Genomic DNA, 17343 nt, shown 5'->3' with positions numbered 1-17343 from the left:
CAGTAGCTAAGTGAATGGATAGCGACTTCTACACCGCGTATTTATTACATCGGCGTCCTTATAGTGACTCCCAAGTAATGTTAGATATGCTTGTAGAAGGCGTTGGTCAGTTAAGAATGCTGGCCCGAATTAGTGGTCGCCAGGCCACTAAACATAAAGCACAACTTCAGCCGTTTCAGGCACTGCTTGTTAATTACAGTGGCAAGTACGATTTAAAATATATCAATAAATTTGAACTGCATGGGAACTCGCACTTTTTAAAAGGTGATGAGCTTTATTGTGGTTTTTATTTAAATGAGCTTACAAATCGTATCGTTCCTGTTAACGAGCCAATTGAACAAGTATTTGAGCTATATAAAACTCATCTATCAAACCTAAACAGCGGGGCCAATTTACAAGAAGTGCTTCGCTCATACGAGTTTCAACTATTGGAATTACTCGGTTATGGCGTGGATTTTAGTTTTGACGCCAGTGGTGAACCAATAGATGAAAAGCAGACGTATAGTTATTTCCCCGAACTTGGTTTTTTAGTACAAGAAGATACACGTTCTGGATTTAGTGGCAAACAACTCAACGCCATAGCAAATCATGACTTTAGCCAAAATGATGTGCTATATATGGCAAAGCAATTAAGTCGCTATTTATTAAAACCCTTATTAGGTAGTAAACCATTAAAAAGCCGCGAGCTATTTATGGCCTCTCAATAAACGTAATTTTACAGGTAAGAAAATGAAAGATATTCTTTTGGGTGTAAACGTAGATCATATTGCAACACTTCGCCAAGCGCGTGGAACAAGCTATCCAGATCCCGCTCATGCAGCCAGTGTAGCAGAGCATGCAGGCGCAGACGGTATTACGATTCACTTGCGTGAAGACAGACGCCATATTCAAGATCGCGACGTTTATGTAATGGCTAAAACCATTCAAACTCGTATGAATCTTGAAACCGCTGTTACCGATGAAATGATAAAAATAGCGCTTGAAGTAAAACCTGAGTACGTGTGTTTAGTACCTGAAAAGCGCGAAGAATTAACAACCGAAGGTGGCTTAGACGTAGCCGGTAATATAGATAAAATTAAAGCAGCAACAAAAACGCTTACCGAAGCGGGTATTAAAGTATCGCTATTTATTGATGCAGATAAAGCACAGTTAGATGCAGCCAAAGAATGTGGTGCTCCTTATGTAGAAATACACACAGGCGCGTACGCTGATGCTACAAATGATACTGATTTACACAAAGAGTTAGAGCACATTCGTGAAGGTGTTAAATACGCAGCAAGCTTAGGTTTGATTGTTAACGCTGGCCATGGTCTTCATTATCATAACGTGAAACCAATCGCCGCAATGCCTGAGATTTATGAGCTAAATATTGGTCACGCTATTATTGCTCGTGCAGCGATAGATGGGCTCGATAAAGCCGTACGTGACATGAAACGATTAATGATTGAAGCAAGAATGTAAGATAAGCAAATATAAGTATTTAAAAAGCTTAATAAAAAAAACGCGTTAAATACCGCGTTTTTTTGTATCTAAAATTCTAAGCTTATCTTTGCAGTTCGGTCACACTTGCATCTGCAAGTAGGTTTTCAAGCTCGTCCTGTAACTCAAATAATTCAGGTTCAATATTCTCTAACAAGCATTTATTTTTAAGCGATGTTTCAATTGTTTCTGCGAGCGATTTAAGTTTTGGTACACCAGTGTAACAACATGCGCCATGAAACTTGTGGACAATACTTAGGACTTGCTGACAATCATTACTCTCTATCGCTTTAGCAAGCAATGTAAGAGTTTCAGGGACGCTTAGAAGTAGCATATTAAGCATCTCTAGCGCTAACTCGCTCTTTCCTCCAGCACGCTGCAGGGCTTGTGCCCAATCAATTCGACTACTTTGAAATGGAGCCGGGCTTTGTGGTGTATCTGTTTTAGCTTTATCGCGATTAACCGGGGTCTGTGGACTATGATCGCTAATAATTTGTTTAAGCATATCTTCATCAATAGGCTTAGTTAAATAGCCTTTAAAGCCATCTTTTAACAGTTGCTCTTTTTCGCTTTGAAGGGCGTGAGCCGTTACAGCGATAATGGGTGTATCTTCATTAAGTGATGATTCTTGTATAAGCTTACATGCGGTTATACCGTCCATAATTGGCATTTGTATATCCATAAAAATTATGTCGTATTTATGACTTTTACTTAAGCTGTATGCTTGTGAACCATTATGAGCCGTTTCTATTACTTCAATCTGTTCACTTAATAAAGTATGGAGAAGTTTTAAATTGGCATCGTTATCATCAACAACCAATACTTTTAACGCCAGCAAAGCTTGATCGTTTTGTTCAATATTATGAGTCGGGTGGTCAAGTCTGTAAGGTGCTGCAAGTACTTCACATAACTTACGGTGATTAAGTGGTTTACTTAAACATGCATCAGCTCCGCTGCCTATAAAGGCTTCTCGCATATTGTGCGATACAGTATTAAGCATTAAATATAAGTAATCAGTAGATTCACGCACGGCTTTTACATAGCTTTTTAGTTGCTGCATATCATCAACTGATGCCATATGGCCAATTAAGCAAACGTCATATTTATGTTCAGTATTTTTTATAGCGTCTAAAAAGCTAGTTTCGTTAAAGCATGCCGTAACGTTTGATTCCCACTGGGTTAATAACGAAAGTACGGCATGGTGCGTATGCTCATGTGGCTCTAAATATAAGATACGCTTACCAATGAGCGATTTAGTCGGTAAGTCATTTGTAAATACGTGATTTGGCAAACTAAACACACTATTGAATGTAAAGCAGGTACCGTTACCAGGCGCAGAATTTAACGTTATACGACCACTCATTGCTTCAACAATATGCTTGGTAATAATAAGACCAAGGCCTGTACCACCAAACTTACGTGTAATGCTTGAGTCTGCTTGCCCAAATGGAGTGAATAAAGAGTCTTGCTTATCCATAGGTATACCCACGCCAGTATCTGTTACTGACACAAGTAAAGAAGTGCGTTCGTCGTCAAGTAACCGATGGCTTATGTCGACCTTAATAGAGCCTTTTTCGGTAAATTTAATCGCATTACTTAATAGGTTTATTAAGACTTGTTTAAAGCGAGTGGGATCGCCTGTTAAGTCATCCGGTACTTGTTGGTTAATGTAAATGGATAGCTCTAATTGCTTATCGTGTGCGCTAGGAGCGAGTAGTGTCATTACTTCATTTACAGCATCACGAAGTTGAAACTGTATCGACTCAAGCTCCATTGCACCTGCTTCTAGTTTTGAGAAGTCTAGAATGTCGCTAATAATAGTCATTAAACTATTTGCTGAGAGCATAATAGTGTCGAGGTAATCTTTTTGATGTTTATTCAGCGGTGTTTTATAAAGCTGGCGTGTAAACCCAATAACACCGTTTAACGGAGTACGAAGTTCGTGACTCATTTTAGCTAAAAAGTCTGATTTTACACGGTTAGCATCTTGAGCTTCTTTTTTTGCAAATGAGAGCTCTATATTTGACGTTTCGTATTGCTCTAGTGTTTCGCGGTAGTCGCTAGTTGCTTGGTCAATATTTTTTTGCATTTCATCTTTTTGCATCACCATAGTGTGAGCAATGGTATTTAAGCCTTCTCGAAGTAACTCAAATTCACCTATCATGTTGTCGTTAAGGCCTGTACTTCTTTTACCTTCGACTAACTTGTCGGTTGCAAGTACTAACTTATTAAGCGGCGTCATAAACATGCGGCTTAACCTTAAAGCTAAAATTGCTGCAAACACCAATGATAAAATAATTACAATACCGCTAATTAATAAAGCACGTTGCTGCCCTATAACCGCTTGGTCTTTGTTTAGCTGTATAATAACGGTGCCCAGAGATGACTGAAAAGCAGATGGATCCCATTTAGAGTCGTGACTTGTATGGTTAATAATGGGCGTGAAGAATGTAACAAGCTCATCTGACTTTTGCACATGGGTGGTTCTTAAATTTATGAGCGTTTTTTGACTAATTAACTTTTCAAATGAGCGGTGATAATTACTGGTCATTAATAGCGCATTATTTTTATCAAAAATTGCAATCGACTTAATTGTAGAGGAGTGCTTGTTATGTGTGTAGCTTATAAGGCGATTCAATAGCTGTTTGTTTTTTTCGAGCATGGGTTGCTCAAGTGCAATAGCAAGGGGCTCAGAAATAGTAGTGCCTTGCTGATATAAAATTTCATCAAGCTCAATGTAACGATTTATTGTAAAATAGCCACCAAGTAGTAATCCTATGATCACCGTTGGGATCAGGGTCAGTGTTAAAACAGAATCGCGTAAGCCTAATTTGGTCATAATGAGAGCGTTTTATCGTTATTAGTATGACTTGAGTATATACGGTTCAACACGCATTCTAAAGCATCTAAATATAGGTGCTTCATAAATAAAGTTAAGGTAATGCCTAATGGCGCAAATTTTTAAAGCGAAAAAAAAACCGTTAAAGCAACAAACACTAGAATTAACTATAACGGGAATGGATCATCAAGGGCGTGGCATTGCTAAACATAACAATAAAGTATGTTTTGTAAGCGGTGCATTACCAAACGAAACAGTCAAAGCAACACTCGTCGAAGATAAAGCTAAATACAGCAGTGCAAAAGTAATTAAAGTTATTCAAGCAAGTGAATCAAGAGTAGATGCTTTTTGTGAGCACTATAATCAGTGTGGTGGTTGCCAATTACAGCATTTAGAAGTAAGCCAACAAGTTGTAGAAAAACAAACTGCAGTTACTCAGTTATTTAGTAAGTTTGCTAAATTAAACAGCTTAAACTGGCAAACCCCATTATTAAGTAAACCTGTGCATTACAGACGCAGCGCTCGCATAGCCGTTATGTTTGATAAAGCAGCTAAAAAAATGCGCGTGGGTTACAGAGCAAGTGGCTCAAAAAATATTGTGAGTATTAATAAATGTGCAGTACTTGATGAAGTATTTACAGATGTTTTTACACTTTTTGATGATTTAATTAATCAACACAAAGCACTGCACAGTATAAGCCATTTACAGTTATGCCAAAGTGATAAACAAAACTTTGTTGTTATTCGTCACACTAAAGCAATTAATGATGATACAAAGGCTTTGGTTGAGCACATAACAAAAAGCCAGCAATTTGAAATTGTATGGCAAAGCGAGAGCGATGCAATAGAACATTCACACTTAGCCATGCCATTTTATTATCTTAAAGAATTTGATCTAAAATTTGAATTTGGTTTAGGTAATTTTATTCAGGTAAATGCACAAGTTAACGAAGCTATGTTAAAGCAAGCTGCAAATTGGCTTGATTTAAAAGGTGATGAAAATTTATTGGATTTATTTTGTGGTATTGGTAATTTCTCATTAGTGTTAGCAAAACAAGCAAAACAAGCAAAACAAGCAAAACAAGCAAAACAAGCAAAATCTGTAATTGGTGTAGAAGGTGTGACTTCAGCGGTTGCAATGGCTGCTCAAAATGCGCAAACTAACTCTATTACCAATGCGCAGTTTCATTGCTTTGATTTAACCCAAAGCATACAGAGCGCCCCATGGTTTAGCAAAAACTTAGATGTGCTTGTACTCGATCCTTCCAGGACTGGTGCTATGGCTGTATTAGAGCAATTACCTTTAAAGCAGTTTAAAACTATTTTATATGTCTCTTGTGACCCTGTTACTTTAGCCCGTGACAGCGCAATTATTTCACAAGCTGGCTTTGATCTTAATAAAATTGGGCTAATGAATATGTTTCCTCATACAGGGCATATTGAAACTATGGCGTTATTTCAACGGAGGTAGAACGCATTATGGTAGCTACACGACAATCACATCAACAAGATGAGACAACAGATTTTAGCACTCGGCTTTCATTTCTTGCCTTGTCTGAAGAAAAAACAGAGCTACTTACTAAAGCCCAAGCGCTCTGCGTAAAATGTGATAGTGAAAGTAGGCAAACTACTGCAATCGAAATGGTTGAAATTTTAGCTGAGCTAAATCTCGACCCCGAATCGTTAGCTACTGCGTATTTAACCCCGTATTTTTTAAACGACTTAATATCGCTTGAAACCATCGAAGAGCAGCTTGGGAATAACATTGCCATGCTGCTAACTGGGGTTGCACAAATGGCCACTATTAGTACTTTATCGCATCAAGGTAAAGGTACTATGCAAGTTGATAATATTCGAAAAATGTTATTAACCATGGTTGAAGATGTGCGCGCCGTGGTCATTAAGCTTGCAGAGCAGGTATGTCATTTACGCAATGTAAAAAATGCGGATGAAGAAGACCGCGTCATTGCCGCTAAAGAAACGGCTGATATTTTTGCACCATTGGCAAACAGATTAGGAATAGGGCAATTAAAATGGGAACTAGAAGATTTATCGTTTAGATATTTGCACCCAGGCACCTATAAAAGCATAGCCAAACAACTTGACGACAAACGCCTTACACGCGAAGCCTACATGGAAGATATGGTTGAGCAAGTAAAAAGCCGTTTAAGTGAAGCGGGCATAGAAGCCCAAGTTTATGGTCGCCCTAAGCACATTTACAGCATTTATAAAAAAATGCAGCAAAAAAACTACGAGTTTGATCAGCTTTTTGATATTCGGGCAATGCGTATCGTCGTTGAACGATTGCAAGACTGCTACGGTGCGCTGGGCATTGTGCACACCAATTGGCGTCATCTTAATAAAGAGTTTGACGACTATGTAGCAACCCCAAAACAAAACGGCTATCAGTCAATTCATACCGTGGTATTTGGACCTGAAGGTAAAACGGTAGAGATACAAATTCGTACCAGCGACATGCATCAAGATGCTGAGTTAGGGGTGGCGGCACACTGGATGTACAAAGAAGGTGCATTACCAGGGCGCGGCTCGGGTTATGAGCAAAAAATCAGCTGGTTGCGTAAATTACTGCAATGGCAAGAAGAAGTAGTCGATGGCGGCGATTTAGCAGAAGAGCTTAAAAACCAAGTAGTAGAAGATCGCGTATACATATTTACCCCAAGCGGCGATATTATCGATTTACCACTTGGCGCTACACCGCTTGATTTTGCTTACTACATCCACTCAAATGTGGGGCATCGTTGTATTGGTGCAAAAATATTCGGCAAAATAGTGCCGTTTACGCATCAACTTACAACAGGGGATCAGGTAGAAATACTCACCCAAAAACAACCAAATCCAAGTCGTGATTGGTTAAACCCGTCATTAGGATACATTAAATCATCCCGTGCTAGAGCCAAAATTCATCACTGGTTTAAACAGCTCGACCGCGACAAAAACTTAAGTGCGGGGAAAGAAATTCTCGACAGTGAATTGCAAAAGCTCAATTTAACATACAAAGATTTAGAGCCAGCCATTAAGCGTTTTAACTTTAAAGAGCTGGATGACTTAATGGTTGCGATTGGTGCGGGCGATGTTCGCCTCAATCAAATGCTTAACTTTGTAAGTGATCGGACTGAAGATGAGCCGGTTATTCGCATTAAAGCACCAAGTAAAGTAACTGGTGACAAAAACGGCATTGTAGTTGATGGCGTTGGCAGCTTAATGAGCCATGTAGCCAAGTGCTGTCGCCCAGTACCTGGCGATGAAATAATAGGTTTTATAACGCAAGGTCGAGGAATAGGTGTTCATAAGGAAGACTGTGATTCGTTTAATAACTTAAAAAACCAGCATCCTGAGCGTGTTATTTCGGTAAGTTGGTCTGATGATATCAACGGCTCGTACGCACTAAGTATTAAAATAGAAGCCACCGACCGTTCAGGGCTAATACGCGATATAAGCTCAGTACTTGCTAACGAAAAAGTAAATGTTTTAAACATGAACGTAAATACGGTTGAAGATAATCAGTTAGCTATATTTACAATGCAAATAGAAGTACATGACTTATCGGGTACTAACCGTGTTCTTTCTAAGTTACACCAAATTGAAGGTGTACATGATGCCAAGCGTGGTCATTAATCATGAATGATAATGCAGCGCTTACACAACTTCTTAGCATAATGAAAACACTGCGAGATCCCAAGAGCGGTTGTCCGTGGGATCTCAAGCAAGATTTTAAATCTATTGTGCCGCATACGCTAGAAGAAGCGTACGAAGTTGCTGACTGTATTGAATCAGGCAACTTAGATGAGCTTAAAGGTGAATTGGGTGATTTGTTATTTCAAATAGTTTTTTATGCGCAGCTTGCAAAAGAGCAAAATCTATTTGATTTTAATGATCTAGTAGAACAATTAAACGATAAGCTTACCCGTCGTCACCCGCATGTGTTTGGTGAAAAAAAAGAGCTAACAGATAAGCAATTATCACAGCAGTGGCAAGCAATCAAAGCACAGGAGCGAAGTGCTAGAGCACAAGCCGAATCCCCTTCTTTTTGGCAAGATATCCCTGGCAATATGCCAAGCTTAAGTAAAGCCAAAAAAATTCAACAACGCGTGGCTTCCCTTGGCTTTGATTGGCCAACCTATCATGGTGCACTAGATAAAGTGAGCGAAGAAGTACTTGAAGTAAAAGAAGCGATTGAGCAAGACCCGCTATCTGATCATACAGCGGAAGAACTCGGCGACTTACTTTTTGCCACTGTTAATGTTGTACGCCATGTTAAACGAGATCCCGAACAACTGCTTCGTAGCGCTAATGATAAGTTTTCAGCGCGTTTTGAAAAGGTAAACGCTTATTTGCATGCGCAAGGTAAAAGCTTAGATACAGCAACCTTTGAAGAGATGGATAGTGCGTGGGATGCGATTAAAAAAGTAAAATAGGCTTAATGTTAAATAGTGCACATTTTTTGTGCGCGTATTAGCTAATTTTAGCTGGATTGATAAGCAGTGTTTTGGTACAATTTCGCCCCGTCTTGATGATATACCCAGAGTCTCTTTCTCGGGTGTTATATTCCTTTTAATTCCTGATATTCTAGGGTTCGCATGAGTACAAAATTTATCTTCGTTACTGGCGGAGTTGTTTCTTCGTTGGGTAAAGGTATTGCCGCAGCTTCACTGGCCGCTATTTTAGAAGCCCGTGGTTTAAATGTTACCATTTTAAAGCTGGATCCTTACATTAACGTTGACCCAGGCACAATGAGCCCAATTCAACACGGTGAAGTTTACGTTACAGAAGACGGCGCAGAAACGGACCTTGATTTAGGTCACTACGAGCGTTTTATCCGTACCAAAATGACTAGTCGTAATAACTTCACACAAGGCCGTGTATATGAAGACGTATTACGTCGTGAGCGCCGTGGTGAATACCTAGGTGCTACTATTCAGGTTATTCCACATATCACTAACGATATTAAGCAACGTGTATACGACGGTGCTGAAGGTTATGATATTGCTATTGTAGAAATTGGCGGCACTGTAGGTGATATTGAATCACAACCGTTTATTGAAGCAATTCGTCAGATGGGAACTGAAATTGGTCGCGAACGCGCGCTATTTATTCACTTAACACTAGTGCCATTTTTAGGCCCTGCCGGTGAAGTGAAAACGAAACCAACTCAGCACTCTGTTAAAGAGTTGCGCTCAGTAGGTATTCAACCAGATATTCTTATTTGTCGTTCAGACCGTAAACTACCTAATAATGAGCGTGCAAAAATCTCATTATTCACAAACGTAGAAGAAAAAGCGGTTATTTCACTACCCGATGTAGACAGCATTTATAAAATTCCTGCGTTATTAAAAACACAAGAATTAGATAACTTTGTATGTCGTCGTTTTCACTTAGATCCACCAGAAGCTGATTTAGCTGAGTGGGAACAAGTACTTTATCAAGAGTCTAACCCAACGGGTGAAGTGACCATTGGTATGGTTGGTAAGTATATTGAATTACCAGATGCGTACAAATCGGTTAACGAAGCATTAAAGCATGCGGGCCTTAAAAACCGTTTAACAATTAATATTGAATATGTAGATTCACAAGACTTAGAAAGCAAAGGTGTTGAATTACTTTCACACTTAGATGCTATTTTAGTACCAGGTGGATTTGGCGGTCGTGGTGTTGAGGGTAAAATCTTAGCGGCTAAATACGCACGTGAAAATAAAGTACCATATCTAGGTATTTGTTTAGGCATGCAAGTAGCATTAATTGAATACGCACGTAATGTTGCAGGTTTAACGGATGCAAACTCTACAGAGTTTAATGCAAAATCAGAAGCGCCAGTAGTTGGTTTAATTACTGAATGGCTAGATGCTGAAGGTAATGTTGAAACACGTAGCGAAAAATCTGATTTAGGTGGCACTATGCGTTTAGGCGCACAAAAATGTCATTTAACGCCAGGCTCTAAAGTTCATGAAGTATATGGCAGCGACGAAATTGTTGAACGTCATCGTCATCGCTACGAAGTAAATAATAACTTTGTAGAAATACTTGAAAAAGCAGGCTTAAGCTTTACTGGTTTATCAGAAGATAAAAAACTGGTAGAAATTATCGAAAATAAAGATCACCCATGGTTTATTGCCGCGCAATTCCACCCGGAATTCACGTCAACTCCACGTGATGGTCATCCGTTATTTGAAGGGTTTGTAGCAGCCGCGCATATCCACCAAAAAGCGAATTCGTAATTTTAAAAGCCGTGCATATTGCACGGCTTTTTTGTTTTAAGGGCTGACTGATACCAATTTTATTAAAAACATGAGCATTGTATCGCATTAAATAACTCACTCACTGCGTTAAAAATTATTCATATAGAACAACTATATGTCATAATTTCAGCCTTGTTATTGAGCTATTTTCTTAGCGCTATAATAGCTCACTAATTAAATGCAATTGGTATAAACTATATAAAACGTAGTAAAGTTAGCTGAACTCACCATTTTGGGAATATAGAGGAATCAAGATGTCAGAAATCGTAAAAGTAATCGGTCGCGAAATTATGGACTCGCGTGGTAACCCAACTGTTGAAGCAGACGTACATTTAGCAGATGGTTCTTGGGGTCGTGCAGCAGCACCTTCAGGCGCATCTACTGGTACTCGTGAAGCATTAGAGTTACGCGACGGTGATAAATCACGTTACTTAGGTAAAGGTGTATTAAAAGCAGTTGGTTATATCAATAACGAAATTGCTGATGCTTTAAAAGGCCAAAGTGCATTAGATCAAAGCGCTGTAGATAAAGTAATGCTAGATTTAGACGGTACCGAAAATAAAGAAAAATTAGGTGCAAACGCAATCTTAGCTGTATCACTAGCAACTGCGAAAGCAGCAGCACAGTCTAAAAAAGTTGAGCTTTATGAACATATCGCTGACTTAAACGGCACGCCAGGTGTTTACTCTATGCCACTTCCAATGATGAACATCATCAATGGTGGTGAACATGCAGATAACTCTGTAGATATTCAAGAATTCATGATCCAACCTGTTGGCGCTAAAAACTTCCGCGAAGGCCTACGTATGGGCGCTGAAGTATTCCATAGCCTTGCTAAAGTACTTAAAGCTGATGGTCATTCAACAGCGGTTGGCGATGAAGGTGGTTTTGCACCTAACCTTGCATCTAACGAAGCGGCTCTTGCTGCAATTAAAGTAGCTGTTGCAAACGCAGGTTACGAGCTAGGTAAAGATATTACTTTAGCGATGGATTGTGCTGCATCTGAGTTCTACGACAAAGAAGCAAACATCTACGACCTTAAGGGTGAAGGCAAAAAATTCACTTCTGAAGAATTTAACTTCTTCTTACAAGATCTTACTAATCAGTACCCAATCGTTTCTATTGAAGATGGTCTTGATGAGTCTGATTGGGATGGCTTTGCACATCAAACTAAACTAATGGGTGATAAAATCCAATTAGTAGGTGATGATTTATTTGTAACAAATACTAAGATTTTAAAGCGTGGTATCGACAACGGTATTGCTAACTCAATCTTGATTAAGTTTAACCAAATTGGTTCACTGACAGAAACTTTAGCTGCAATCAAAATGGCTAAAGATGCTGGTTTTACTGTTGTTATTTCCCACCGTTCTGGTGAAACTGAAGATTCAACAATTGCTGATTTAGCAGTGGGTACTGCTGCAGGTCAAATCAAAACAGGTTCACTGAGCCGTTCTGACCGTGTTGCAAAGTACAACCAATTGCTACGTATTGAAGAGCAATTAGGTGATAAAGCACCGTACAACGGTCTTAAAGAAGTTAAAGGTCAGTAATTCTATTTTATATAGAATCTAACTTTTAATTTTAGATGATAAAATCCTCGCTCAGGCGGGGATTTTTTATGCCAAATATTTCTACTCAAAGAGATGAAAATTTATTGTAGGCGTTTAGCTTGCTGACGCGCGCACGCAGTGCGAAAAGGGTGAACAACAAAAACGAAAACTCTTTATTTAAACCTCAAACTATTTTATTAAAAAGGTGAAATACCTTGTAGGCGTTAAGAACGCTGACGTGCACGAAGTGCGAAAAAGGATTTGCTTAACTCATAATATTTTCTGCACAGCTCAAAGCTGAAACTGCTGCTTTAAAATATCACCTGTAAAACTGGTTTTTAAATAAAAACCACGGGGTAGGGTTTTAATTATTTGCCCATTTGGGCCAATAGCATCAGTGACTATTTTACTATGAGCAGCTTTAGGGCGTATTTGCATAGCATCGCCTAAATGGCCTGATATTTCGTCGACTCTACCTAGCGCAATTAGCTCCATTTGCTCTTCCCAGTCGCGTTGTAGCAAAGCGTCTTGTTCAGGTGAAGGCTGCCACAAAAAGCCGCTGCCGATGGTTCTGTCAAACGGCGCAATATCACGTTCGCTTAAAATTGGCAGCCATAAAACATGATTTAGTTTTTTACGCACAGAGCTGGTATGCCACGTCATTCCTGTCACGTTCATTAAAGGTGTAACCGATACAAACGTAGTTTCCAGTGGCCTACCTTTATAAGAAATAGGCAGTGTTTTTAGCTCAATTCCTAAATCTTCAAAATCGGGGAGGGGTTTTGAGCCTGCAGTAGCGCCTAGTACGTATTCAATGAGTTGCCCAGTCCAGCCTTTTTCACGTAGTAAATCATCAGGTGTTTTAAAATGGTACTGGTTTGCAAGTTGCCCAAGTGTTAATCCGGCAATACTGTTAACGCGTTGCATTAAGTCGTTTATTGAGTGTGGTTTTGTAGGTCGCATATTCTTAATTTCGGTTGTATAAATACCATAGCCATGATAGCAAATAGGCTAAGCCGTGGATATCTTTAGGGTTGTACGTTTTTTGCTCGCCTGTTGTTTGTGTTAATTTTGCACATATTGAAATTAAGCTACTTTACTTTAAGTTACTGACTCTGCAGGTTTTTTTAAATGTGCACGTTCAGTTTTGATTAAGCCATTTAAAAGTTGTAAGGATAAATACAACTATATGAACATGTTTATCCACAGAATCTGTGGAGAAGCTAAGTTTTAAGATCTAATATTGTGGATTTGTTTGCAAAATGAGCGTGTTTTACAAAAGTTATGCACAAACTGTGAGTAACTAGAGGAAAACAAGAACCGCAATAGCTTTGATGAGTTATTTTCTAAATATTTACCTATTCTTTATTAATTTATCAACATACTAAAAGCTCAAACTTAGCTCACTAATTGGCTTGGGTATAATAGTATTTGCCGTATTGCGGCTAATGTGGAACAATCATTAAAAATCGACTTACAAATGAGGCACTAAGGTGATTGATGCCGAAGGTTTTCGTGCCAATGTCGGAATTGTGATTTGCAATAATCAGGGACAGGTTTTCTGGGCCAGACGTTATGGTCAACACTCTTGGCAATTTCCCCAAGGTGGTGTTGATGATGGCGAAACTGCAGAACAAACCATGTACCGTGAATTACACGAAGAAGTAGGGTTGCGACCAGAAGATGTAGAAATAGTCGCAAGCTCAAAACATTGGTTACGCTATAAATTACCCAAACGATTAATCCGCCGAGACTCTAGTCCGGTGTGTATTGGGCAAAAACAAAAATGGTTTTTACTAAAATTACGCTGTAAAGACGAAGATGTAAATTTACTTAAAACCCATCATCCAGAGTTTGATGATTGGCGCTGGGTAAGCTATTGGTATCCTGTAAGACAGGTTGTATCGTTTAAACGGGATGTCTATCGACGAGTAATGAAAGAGTTTGCTCCTTTCGCCATGCCTTTTAATAAGAGAGAACAACATAAAGATCATTGGCGAAGTAAAAGGTAGTAATTTCTCGATACAATAAAGGAGCAGGGTATGCTGGCTACACTGAGATCTATTGCGGAGTCTGTATCGCGACAAGCGAATTTAGACAGCGCATTAGTGTGCTTTGTGCAAATGGTTAAAGATGCCATGAAAACCCAGTGCTGCTCCATTTATTTTGCAGATTACAGCCAAGACAATTTTGTACTTATGGCTACCGAAGGGTTAAATCCTGATGCGGTGGGTAAGTTTAGAATTGGGTTTACCGAAGGCTTAGTGGGCCTAGTAGCGCAACGCGAAGAACCTATTAATATTGCATTTGCTAAATCGCATCCTCGTTTTAAGCTTTCCCCCGAAGTAAACGAAGAAGGCTACAACGCTTTTTTATCTGTACCCGTTGTTCATCAAAAAAAAGTACTGGGTGTTATTGTTGTTCAACAAAAAATGGCACGTGTATTTAGCCAAGACGAAGAGTCGTTTTTAATAACGCTTTCTGCCCAACTTGCGTCACAGTTAGCGCATGCTGAAATTAAAGAAATACTACGCCAAGATGAGTCATCTCATCAAACGTCTGTTTTAAAAGGTGTATCGAGCGCGCCAGGGATAGGTATAGGACAAGCATTTGTTGTATTACCAAAACTTGATTTTAAATCTATTGAGCTTTTAAAAGACAGTGACGTCACTGAGCAGCGCCGTTTATTTACTCAAGCTGTAGCTGCAACGCGCAAAGAATTTAATACTCTATCTATGACGCTAAGCGATTCAATTCCGCACGAAGCTCTTGCGGTATTTGATGTGTATCAACAACTGCTTGACGCTAAAAGTTTAGGGCATAATGTTGAAATGCAATTACAAGAAGGCTGGTGTGCTAAAAGCGCCCTAAAAATTGTAATAGAGCGTTTAATATCTCAATTTAATGCCATGCAAGACCCTTATATAAAAGAGCGTGCTGTTGATGTTAAAGATATTGGCCTTCGTGTATTACATCATCTTGTAAATACCGAGCACGCTGTTAAAAATTATCCGGCCAACACTATTTTAATTGCTAATACCTTAACACCTGCCATGCTAGCTGAGGTGCCAAAAGGCCACTTAAAAGGCGTTGTAAGCGTAAATGGCTCTGCAAATAGCCATGCTTCTATATTAACGCGTGCAATGGGGATCCCTGCTATTTGGGGTATAGAGGATCTACCTCTACTGCAGTTTAATGGCAAACCGATGATTTTAGATGCATTTGCTGGGCGTTTATATATATCGCCTTCGCAAATGTTGATGGATGAATACACAGAGTTACAGCATCAAGATAACCTACTTAATAACCGCTTTTTAGCAGAGCAAGACTCTGAATCAATTACGCTTGACGGTGAGCATGTTAGCTTATTATTAAACGCAGGCCTCGAGCTTAATACCGAGCAAAGTAGCGCGCATATTTGTGACGGTGTGGGGCTTTATCGAACCGAAGCGTGGTTTATGCAAAAAGGTCAGTTTCCTTCGCAATCAGAGCAAGAAAACTGGTACCGAGAAGTACTAACTAGCTATCATCCTAATCCTGTGGTTATGCGTACATTGGATATTGGGGGCGATAAGGTACTCGATTACTTTAACATTACCGAAGAAAACCCATTTTTAGGTTGGCGTGGCATTCGTATTAGCCTTGATCACCCAGAGTTATTTTTAGATCAACTAAAAGCGATGCTTAAAGCCAATATTGGTTTAGGCAATCTAAAAATAATGCTCCCTATGATCAGCGGCACTGAAGAAGTTGATGAGTCACTTGCGTTATTTGAACAGGCTTATTTTGAGTTAAGTGAAAAATACCCAGAGCAAACCATAGAAAGACCCGACATAGGGATAATGCTAGAGGTACCTTCAAGTGTATTTATGCTTCCAGAGTGGTCAAAAAAAGTCGATTTTTGCTCAGTAGGTAGTAACGATTTAACGCAGTATTTATTAGCAGTAGACAGGGCTAATGCACGAGTTGCCGAACTTTTTAACCCTTATCACCCGGGCGTACTCAGGGTACTAAATAAAGTAGCGCGCGAATGTGAGCAATATGAACTGCCATTTAGTTTGTGTGGTGAACTAGGCGGCGATCCTGAAGGGGCTATTTTGCTTATTGCCATGGGTTACAGGCGCCTTAGTATGAATTTATCATCGCTTAATAAAGTTAAATGGGTACTTAGACGTTTAAATGTCAGTGACATGGAACAACTATTAAGTGAATGCTTAGCGCAATCTACAGCCAAACAAGTACTACGTTTAACGCGAAGCTTTATGCTAGAGCATAAATTAGGTGATTTGTTTTACACTCCTAAATAAGCTTATACGCCTAATTAATTGCAATACACAGATGCTATTAGTTTTATAATCCTTTAATATATAAACCTTAAAAGGGTATTTGAGATTACTATGTATGACTTAGGTTTGTTAGTCGCAAGCTGCGCACTACTAGGCTGTATTGTTGGGTTTTTAGCTGGGTTACTAGGCATTGGTGGCGGTTTAATTATCGTTCCAGTTCTAAGCACTCTGCTACTCTCATTTAATGTAACGTCAGCTGATCATGTATTAGTAATTGCTATTGCAACCTCACTCGCTTCTATTTTATTTACTTCAACGTCTTCAGCGCTGGCTCATCATAAAAATGATAACGTGCCTTGGGATATTGCCCCATGGGTTATGTCGGGCGTGGCTTTAGGTGCACTTATTAGTGGCTTTGCAGCAAGTTTAATCCCTGAACAAATATTGCGTACAGTGTTTGCTATAAGTGTTGTATTTATTGCAGCAAGAATGGTGCTATCTGCGCGTAATAAACCGATGTCAGATAAACCGTTACCGGCAGGTCCTATTTTAGGTGGATTTTCTGCGATAATGGGCGGATTATCAGGTTTAATTGGTATTGGCGGTGGTGCTTTAATAGTACCTATGCTTAATTATTTCTCGGTTGATATAAAAAAAGCAATTGGCTGCGCAGCCGCGTGCGGAATTTTTATAGCATTATTTGGCTCTATTGGTTACATCAGCGCAGGTTGGCATGTTACCGATTTAGAGCATGGTTTTGCTGGGTTTGTTTATTTACCTGCATTATTTGGAATTGTTATTACCTCGTGGTTTGTTGCGCCTATTGGCGCCAAAGCAACTCACTATTTACCTGTTAATACAATTAAGAAAGTTTTCGCGGTGCTGCTTGTAGTTATCGCAATTAAAATGGTTTTTAGCTAAAGGTTTATTTT

Annotated in this window: 12 protein-coding genes; 10 read left to right on the top strand and 2 right to left on the bottom strand. The window is 39.3% G+C overall.

Going from position 1 to position 17343, the window contains the following annotated elements; genetic code table 11:
* The first annotated feature begins 14 nt into the window (after positions 1 to 14).
* Both recO and pdxJ read left to right on the top strand, forming a co-directional pair.
* On the top strand, positions 15 to 707 hold the full coding sequence (recO, locus tag RB214_RS12435) for a DNA repair protein RecO (protein ID WP_002958713.1): 693 nt from the start codon (positions 15 to 17) through the stop codon (positions 705 to 707).
* Between the two features lie 22 nt (positions 708 to 729).
* A complete protein-coding gene (gene pdxJ / locus RB214_RS12430) occupies positions 730 to 1461 on the top strand; it encodes a pyridoxine 5'-phosphate synthase (RefSeq protein WP_002958712.1) in 732 nt (243 codons plus the stop codon).
* An 82-nt stretch (positions 1462 to 1543) separates the two neighbouring features.
* Here pdxJ and barA read toward each other — a convergent pair whose 3' ends face one another.
* Complete coding sequence (gene barA, locus RB214_RS12425; RefSeq protein ID WP_309167231.1) at positions 1544 to 4318, bottom strand: two-component sensor histidine kinase BarA; 2775 nt, start codon at positions 4316 to 4318, stop codon at positions 1544 to 1546.
* Positions 4319 to 4427: 109 nt separating this feature from the next.
* Between barA and rlmD the strand changes: the two genes are divergently transcribed.
* The 5 genes from rlmD to eno all read left to right on the top strand — a co-directional run bounded on the left by rlmD (position 4428) and on the right by eno (position 12125).
* Complete coding sequence (rlmD, locus tag RB214_RS12420) at positions 4428 to 5789, top strand: 23S rRNA (uracil(1939)-C(5))-methyltransferase RlmD (protein ID WP_309167229.1); 1362 nt, start codon at positions 4428 to 4430, stop codon at positions 5787 to 5789.
* An 8-nt stretch (positions 5790 to 5797) separates the two neighbouring features.
* The gene (gene relA, locus RB214_RS12415) at positions 5798 to 7954 is read left to right on the top strand and encodes a GTP diphosphokinase (RefSeq protein WP_309167226.1); all 2157 of its coding nucleotides are present in this window, start codon (positions 5798 to 5800) and stop codon (positions 7952 to 7954) included.
* Between the two features lie 2 nt (positions 7955 to 7956).
* The gene (mazG, locus tag RB214_RS12410) at positions 7957 to 8754 is read left to right on the top strand and encodes a nucleoside triphosphate pyrophosphohydrolase (RefSeq protein ID WP_309167223.1); all 798 of its coding nucleotides are present in this window, start codon (positions 7957 to 7959) and stop codon (positions 8752 to 8754) included.
* Positions 8755 to 8916: 162 nt separating this feature from the next.
* Positions 8917 to 10551, top strand: a complete 1635-nt coding sequence (locus tag RB214_RS12405) for a CTP synthase (RefSeq protein ID WP_154903495.1) — start codon at positions 8917 to 8919, stop codon at positions 10549 to 10551.
* Between the two features lie 275 nt (positions 10552 to 10826).
* Positions 10827 to 12125: a phosphopyruvate hydratase gene (eno, locus tag RB214_RS12400; RefSeq protein WP_024589994.1), complete on the top strand. Its 1299-nt coding sequence runs from the start codon at positions 10827 to 10829 to the stop codon at positions 12123 to 12125.
* A 291-nt stretch (positions 12126 to 12416) separates the two neighbouring features.
* Here the strand turns inward: eno and mutH are convergent, their stop codons facing one another.
* Complete coding sequence (mutH, locus tag RB214_RS12395; protein WP_002958705.1) at positions 12417 to 13088, bottom strand: DNA mismatch repair endonuclease MutH; 672 nt, start codon at positions 13086 to 13088, stop codon at positions 12417 to 12419.
* Positions 13089 to 13618: 530 nt separating this feature from the next.
* Between mutH and rppH the strand changes: the two genes are divergently transcribed.
* From rppH to RB214_RS12380, 3 genes are all read left to right on the top strand, one after another.
* Positions 13619 to 14137, top strand: a complete 519-nt coding sequence (gene rppH, locus RB214_RS12390) for an RNA pyrophosphohydrolase (RefSeq protein ID WP_002958704.1) — start codon at positions 13619 to 13621, stop codon at positions 14135 to 14137.
* A 30-nt stretch (positions 14138 to 14167) separates the two neighbouring features.
* Positions 14168 to 16432, top strand: a complete 2265-nt coding sequence (gene ptsP, locus RB214_RS12385) for a phosphoenolpyruvate--protein phosphotransferase (RefSeq protein WP_309167221.1) — start codon at positions 14168 to 14170, stop codon at positions 16430 to 16432.
* Between the two features lie 90 nt (positions 16433 to 16522).
* Positions 16523 to 17332 (top strand): sulfite exporter TauE/SafE family protein, encoded by an 810-nt coding sequence (locus tag RB214_RS12380; protein ID WP_309167218.1) that lies wholly within the window; start codon positions 16523 to 16525, stop codon positions 17330 to 17332.
* The last annotated feature ends 11 nt before the right edge of the window (positions 17333 to 17343 follow it).

This window comes from Pseudoalteromonas sp. HL-AS1 (assembly GCF_031198785.1).
Lineage (GTDB): Bacteria > Pseudomonadota > Gammaproteobacteria > Enterobacterales > Alteromonadaceae > Pseudoalteromonas > Pseudoalteromonas distincta.
The sequence above is the reverse complement of the archived record's forward strand: the minus strand, read 5'-3'. Positions and strand labels throughout refer to the sequence as shown.

What these genes read in the sequence shown, in the direction of transcription:
- recO (WP_002958713.1), top strand. Translation starts at nt 15, where the DNA reads ATGGATAGCGACTTCTACACCGCGTATTTATTACATCGGCGTCCTTAT.
- pdxJ (WP_002958712.1), top strand. Translation starts at nt 730, where the DNA reads ATGAAAGATATTCTTTTGGGTGTAAACGTAGATCATATTGCAACACTT.
- barA (WP_309167231.1), bottom strand. Translation starts at nt 4,318, where the DNA reads ATGACCAAATTAGGCTTACGCGATTCTGTTTTAACACTGACCCTGATC.
- rlmD (WP_309167229.1), top strand. Translation starts at nt 4,428, where the DNA reads ATGGCGCAAATTTTTAAAGCGAAAAAAAAACCGTTAAAGCAACAAACA.
- relA (WP_309167226.1), top strand. Translation starts at nt 5,798, where the DNA reads ATGGTAGCTACACGACAATCACATCAACAAGATGAGACAACAGATTTT.
- mazG (WP_309167223.1), top strand. Translation starts at nt 7,957, where the DNA reads ATGAATGATAATGCAGCGCTTACACAACTTCTTAGCATAATGAAAACA.
- RB214_RS12405 (WP_154903495.1), top strand. Translation starts at nt 8,917, where the DNA reads ATGAGTACAAAATTTATCTTCGTTACTGGCGGAGTTGTTTCTTCGTTG.
- eno (WP_024589994.1), top strand. Translation starts at nt 10,827, where the DNA reads ATGTCAGAAATCGTAAAAGTAATCGGTCGCGAAATTATGGACTCGCGT.
- mutH (WP_002958705.1), bottom strand. Translation starts at nt 13,088, where the DNA reads ATGCGACCTACAAAACCACACTCAATAAACGACTTAATGCAACGCGTT.
- ptsP (WP_309167221.1), top strand. Translation starts at nt 14,168, where the DNA reads ATGCTGGCTACACTGAGATCTATTGCGGAGTCTGTATCGCGACAAGCG.
- RB214_RS12380 (WP_309167218.1), top strand. Translation starts at nt 16,523, where the DNA reads ATGTATGACTTAGGTTTGTTAGTCGCAAGCTGCGCACTACTAGGCTGT.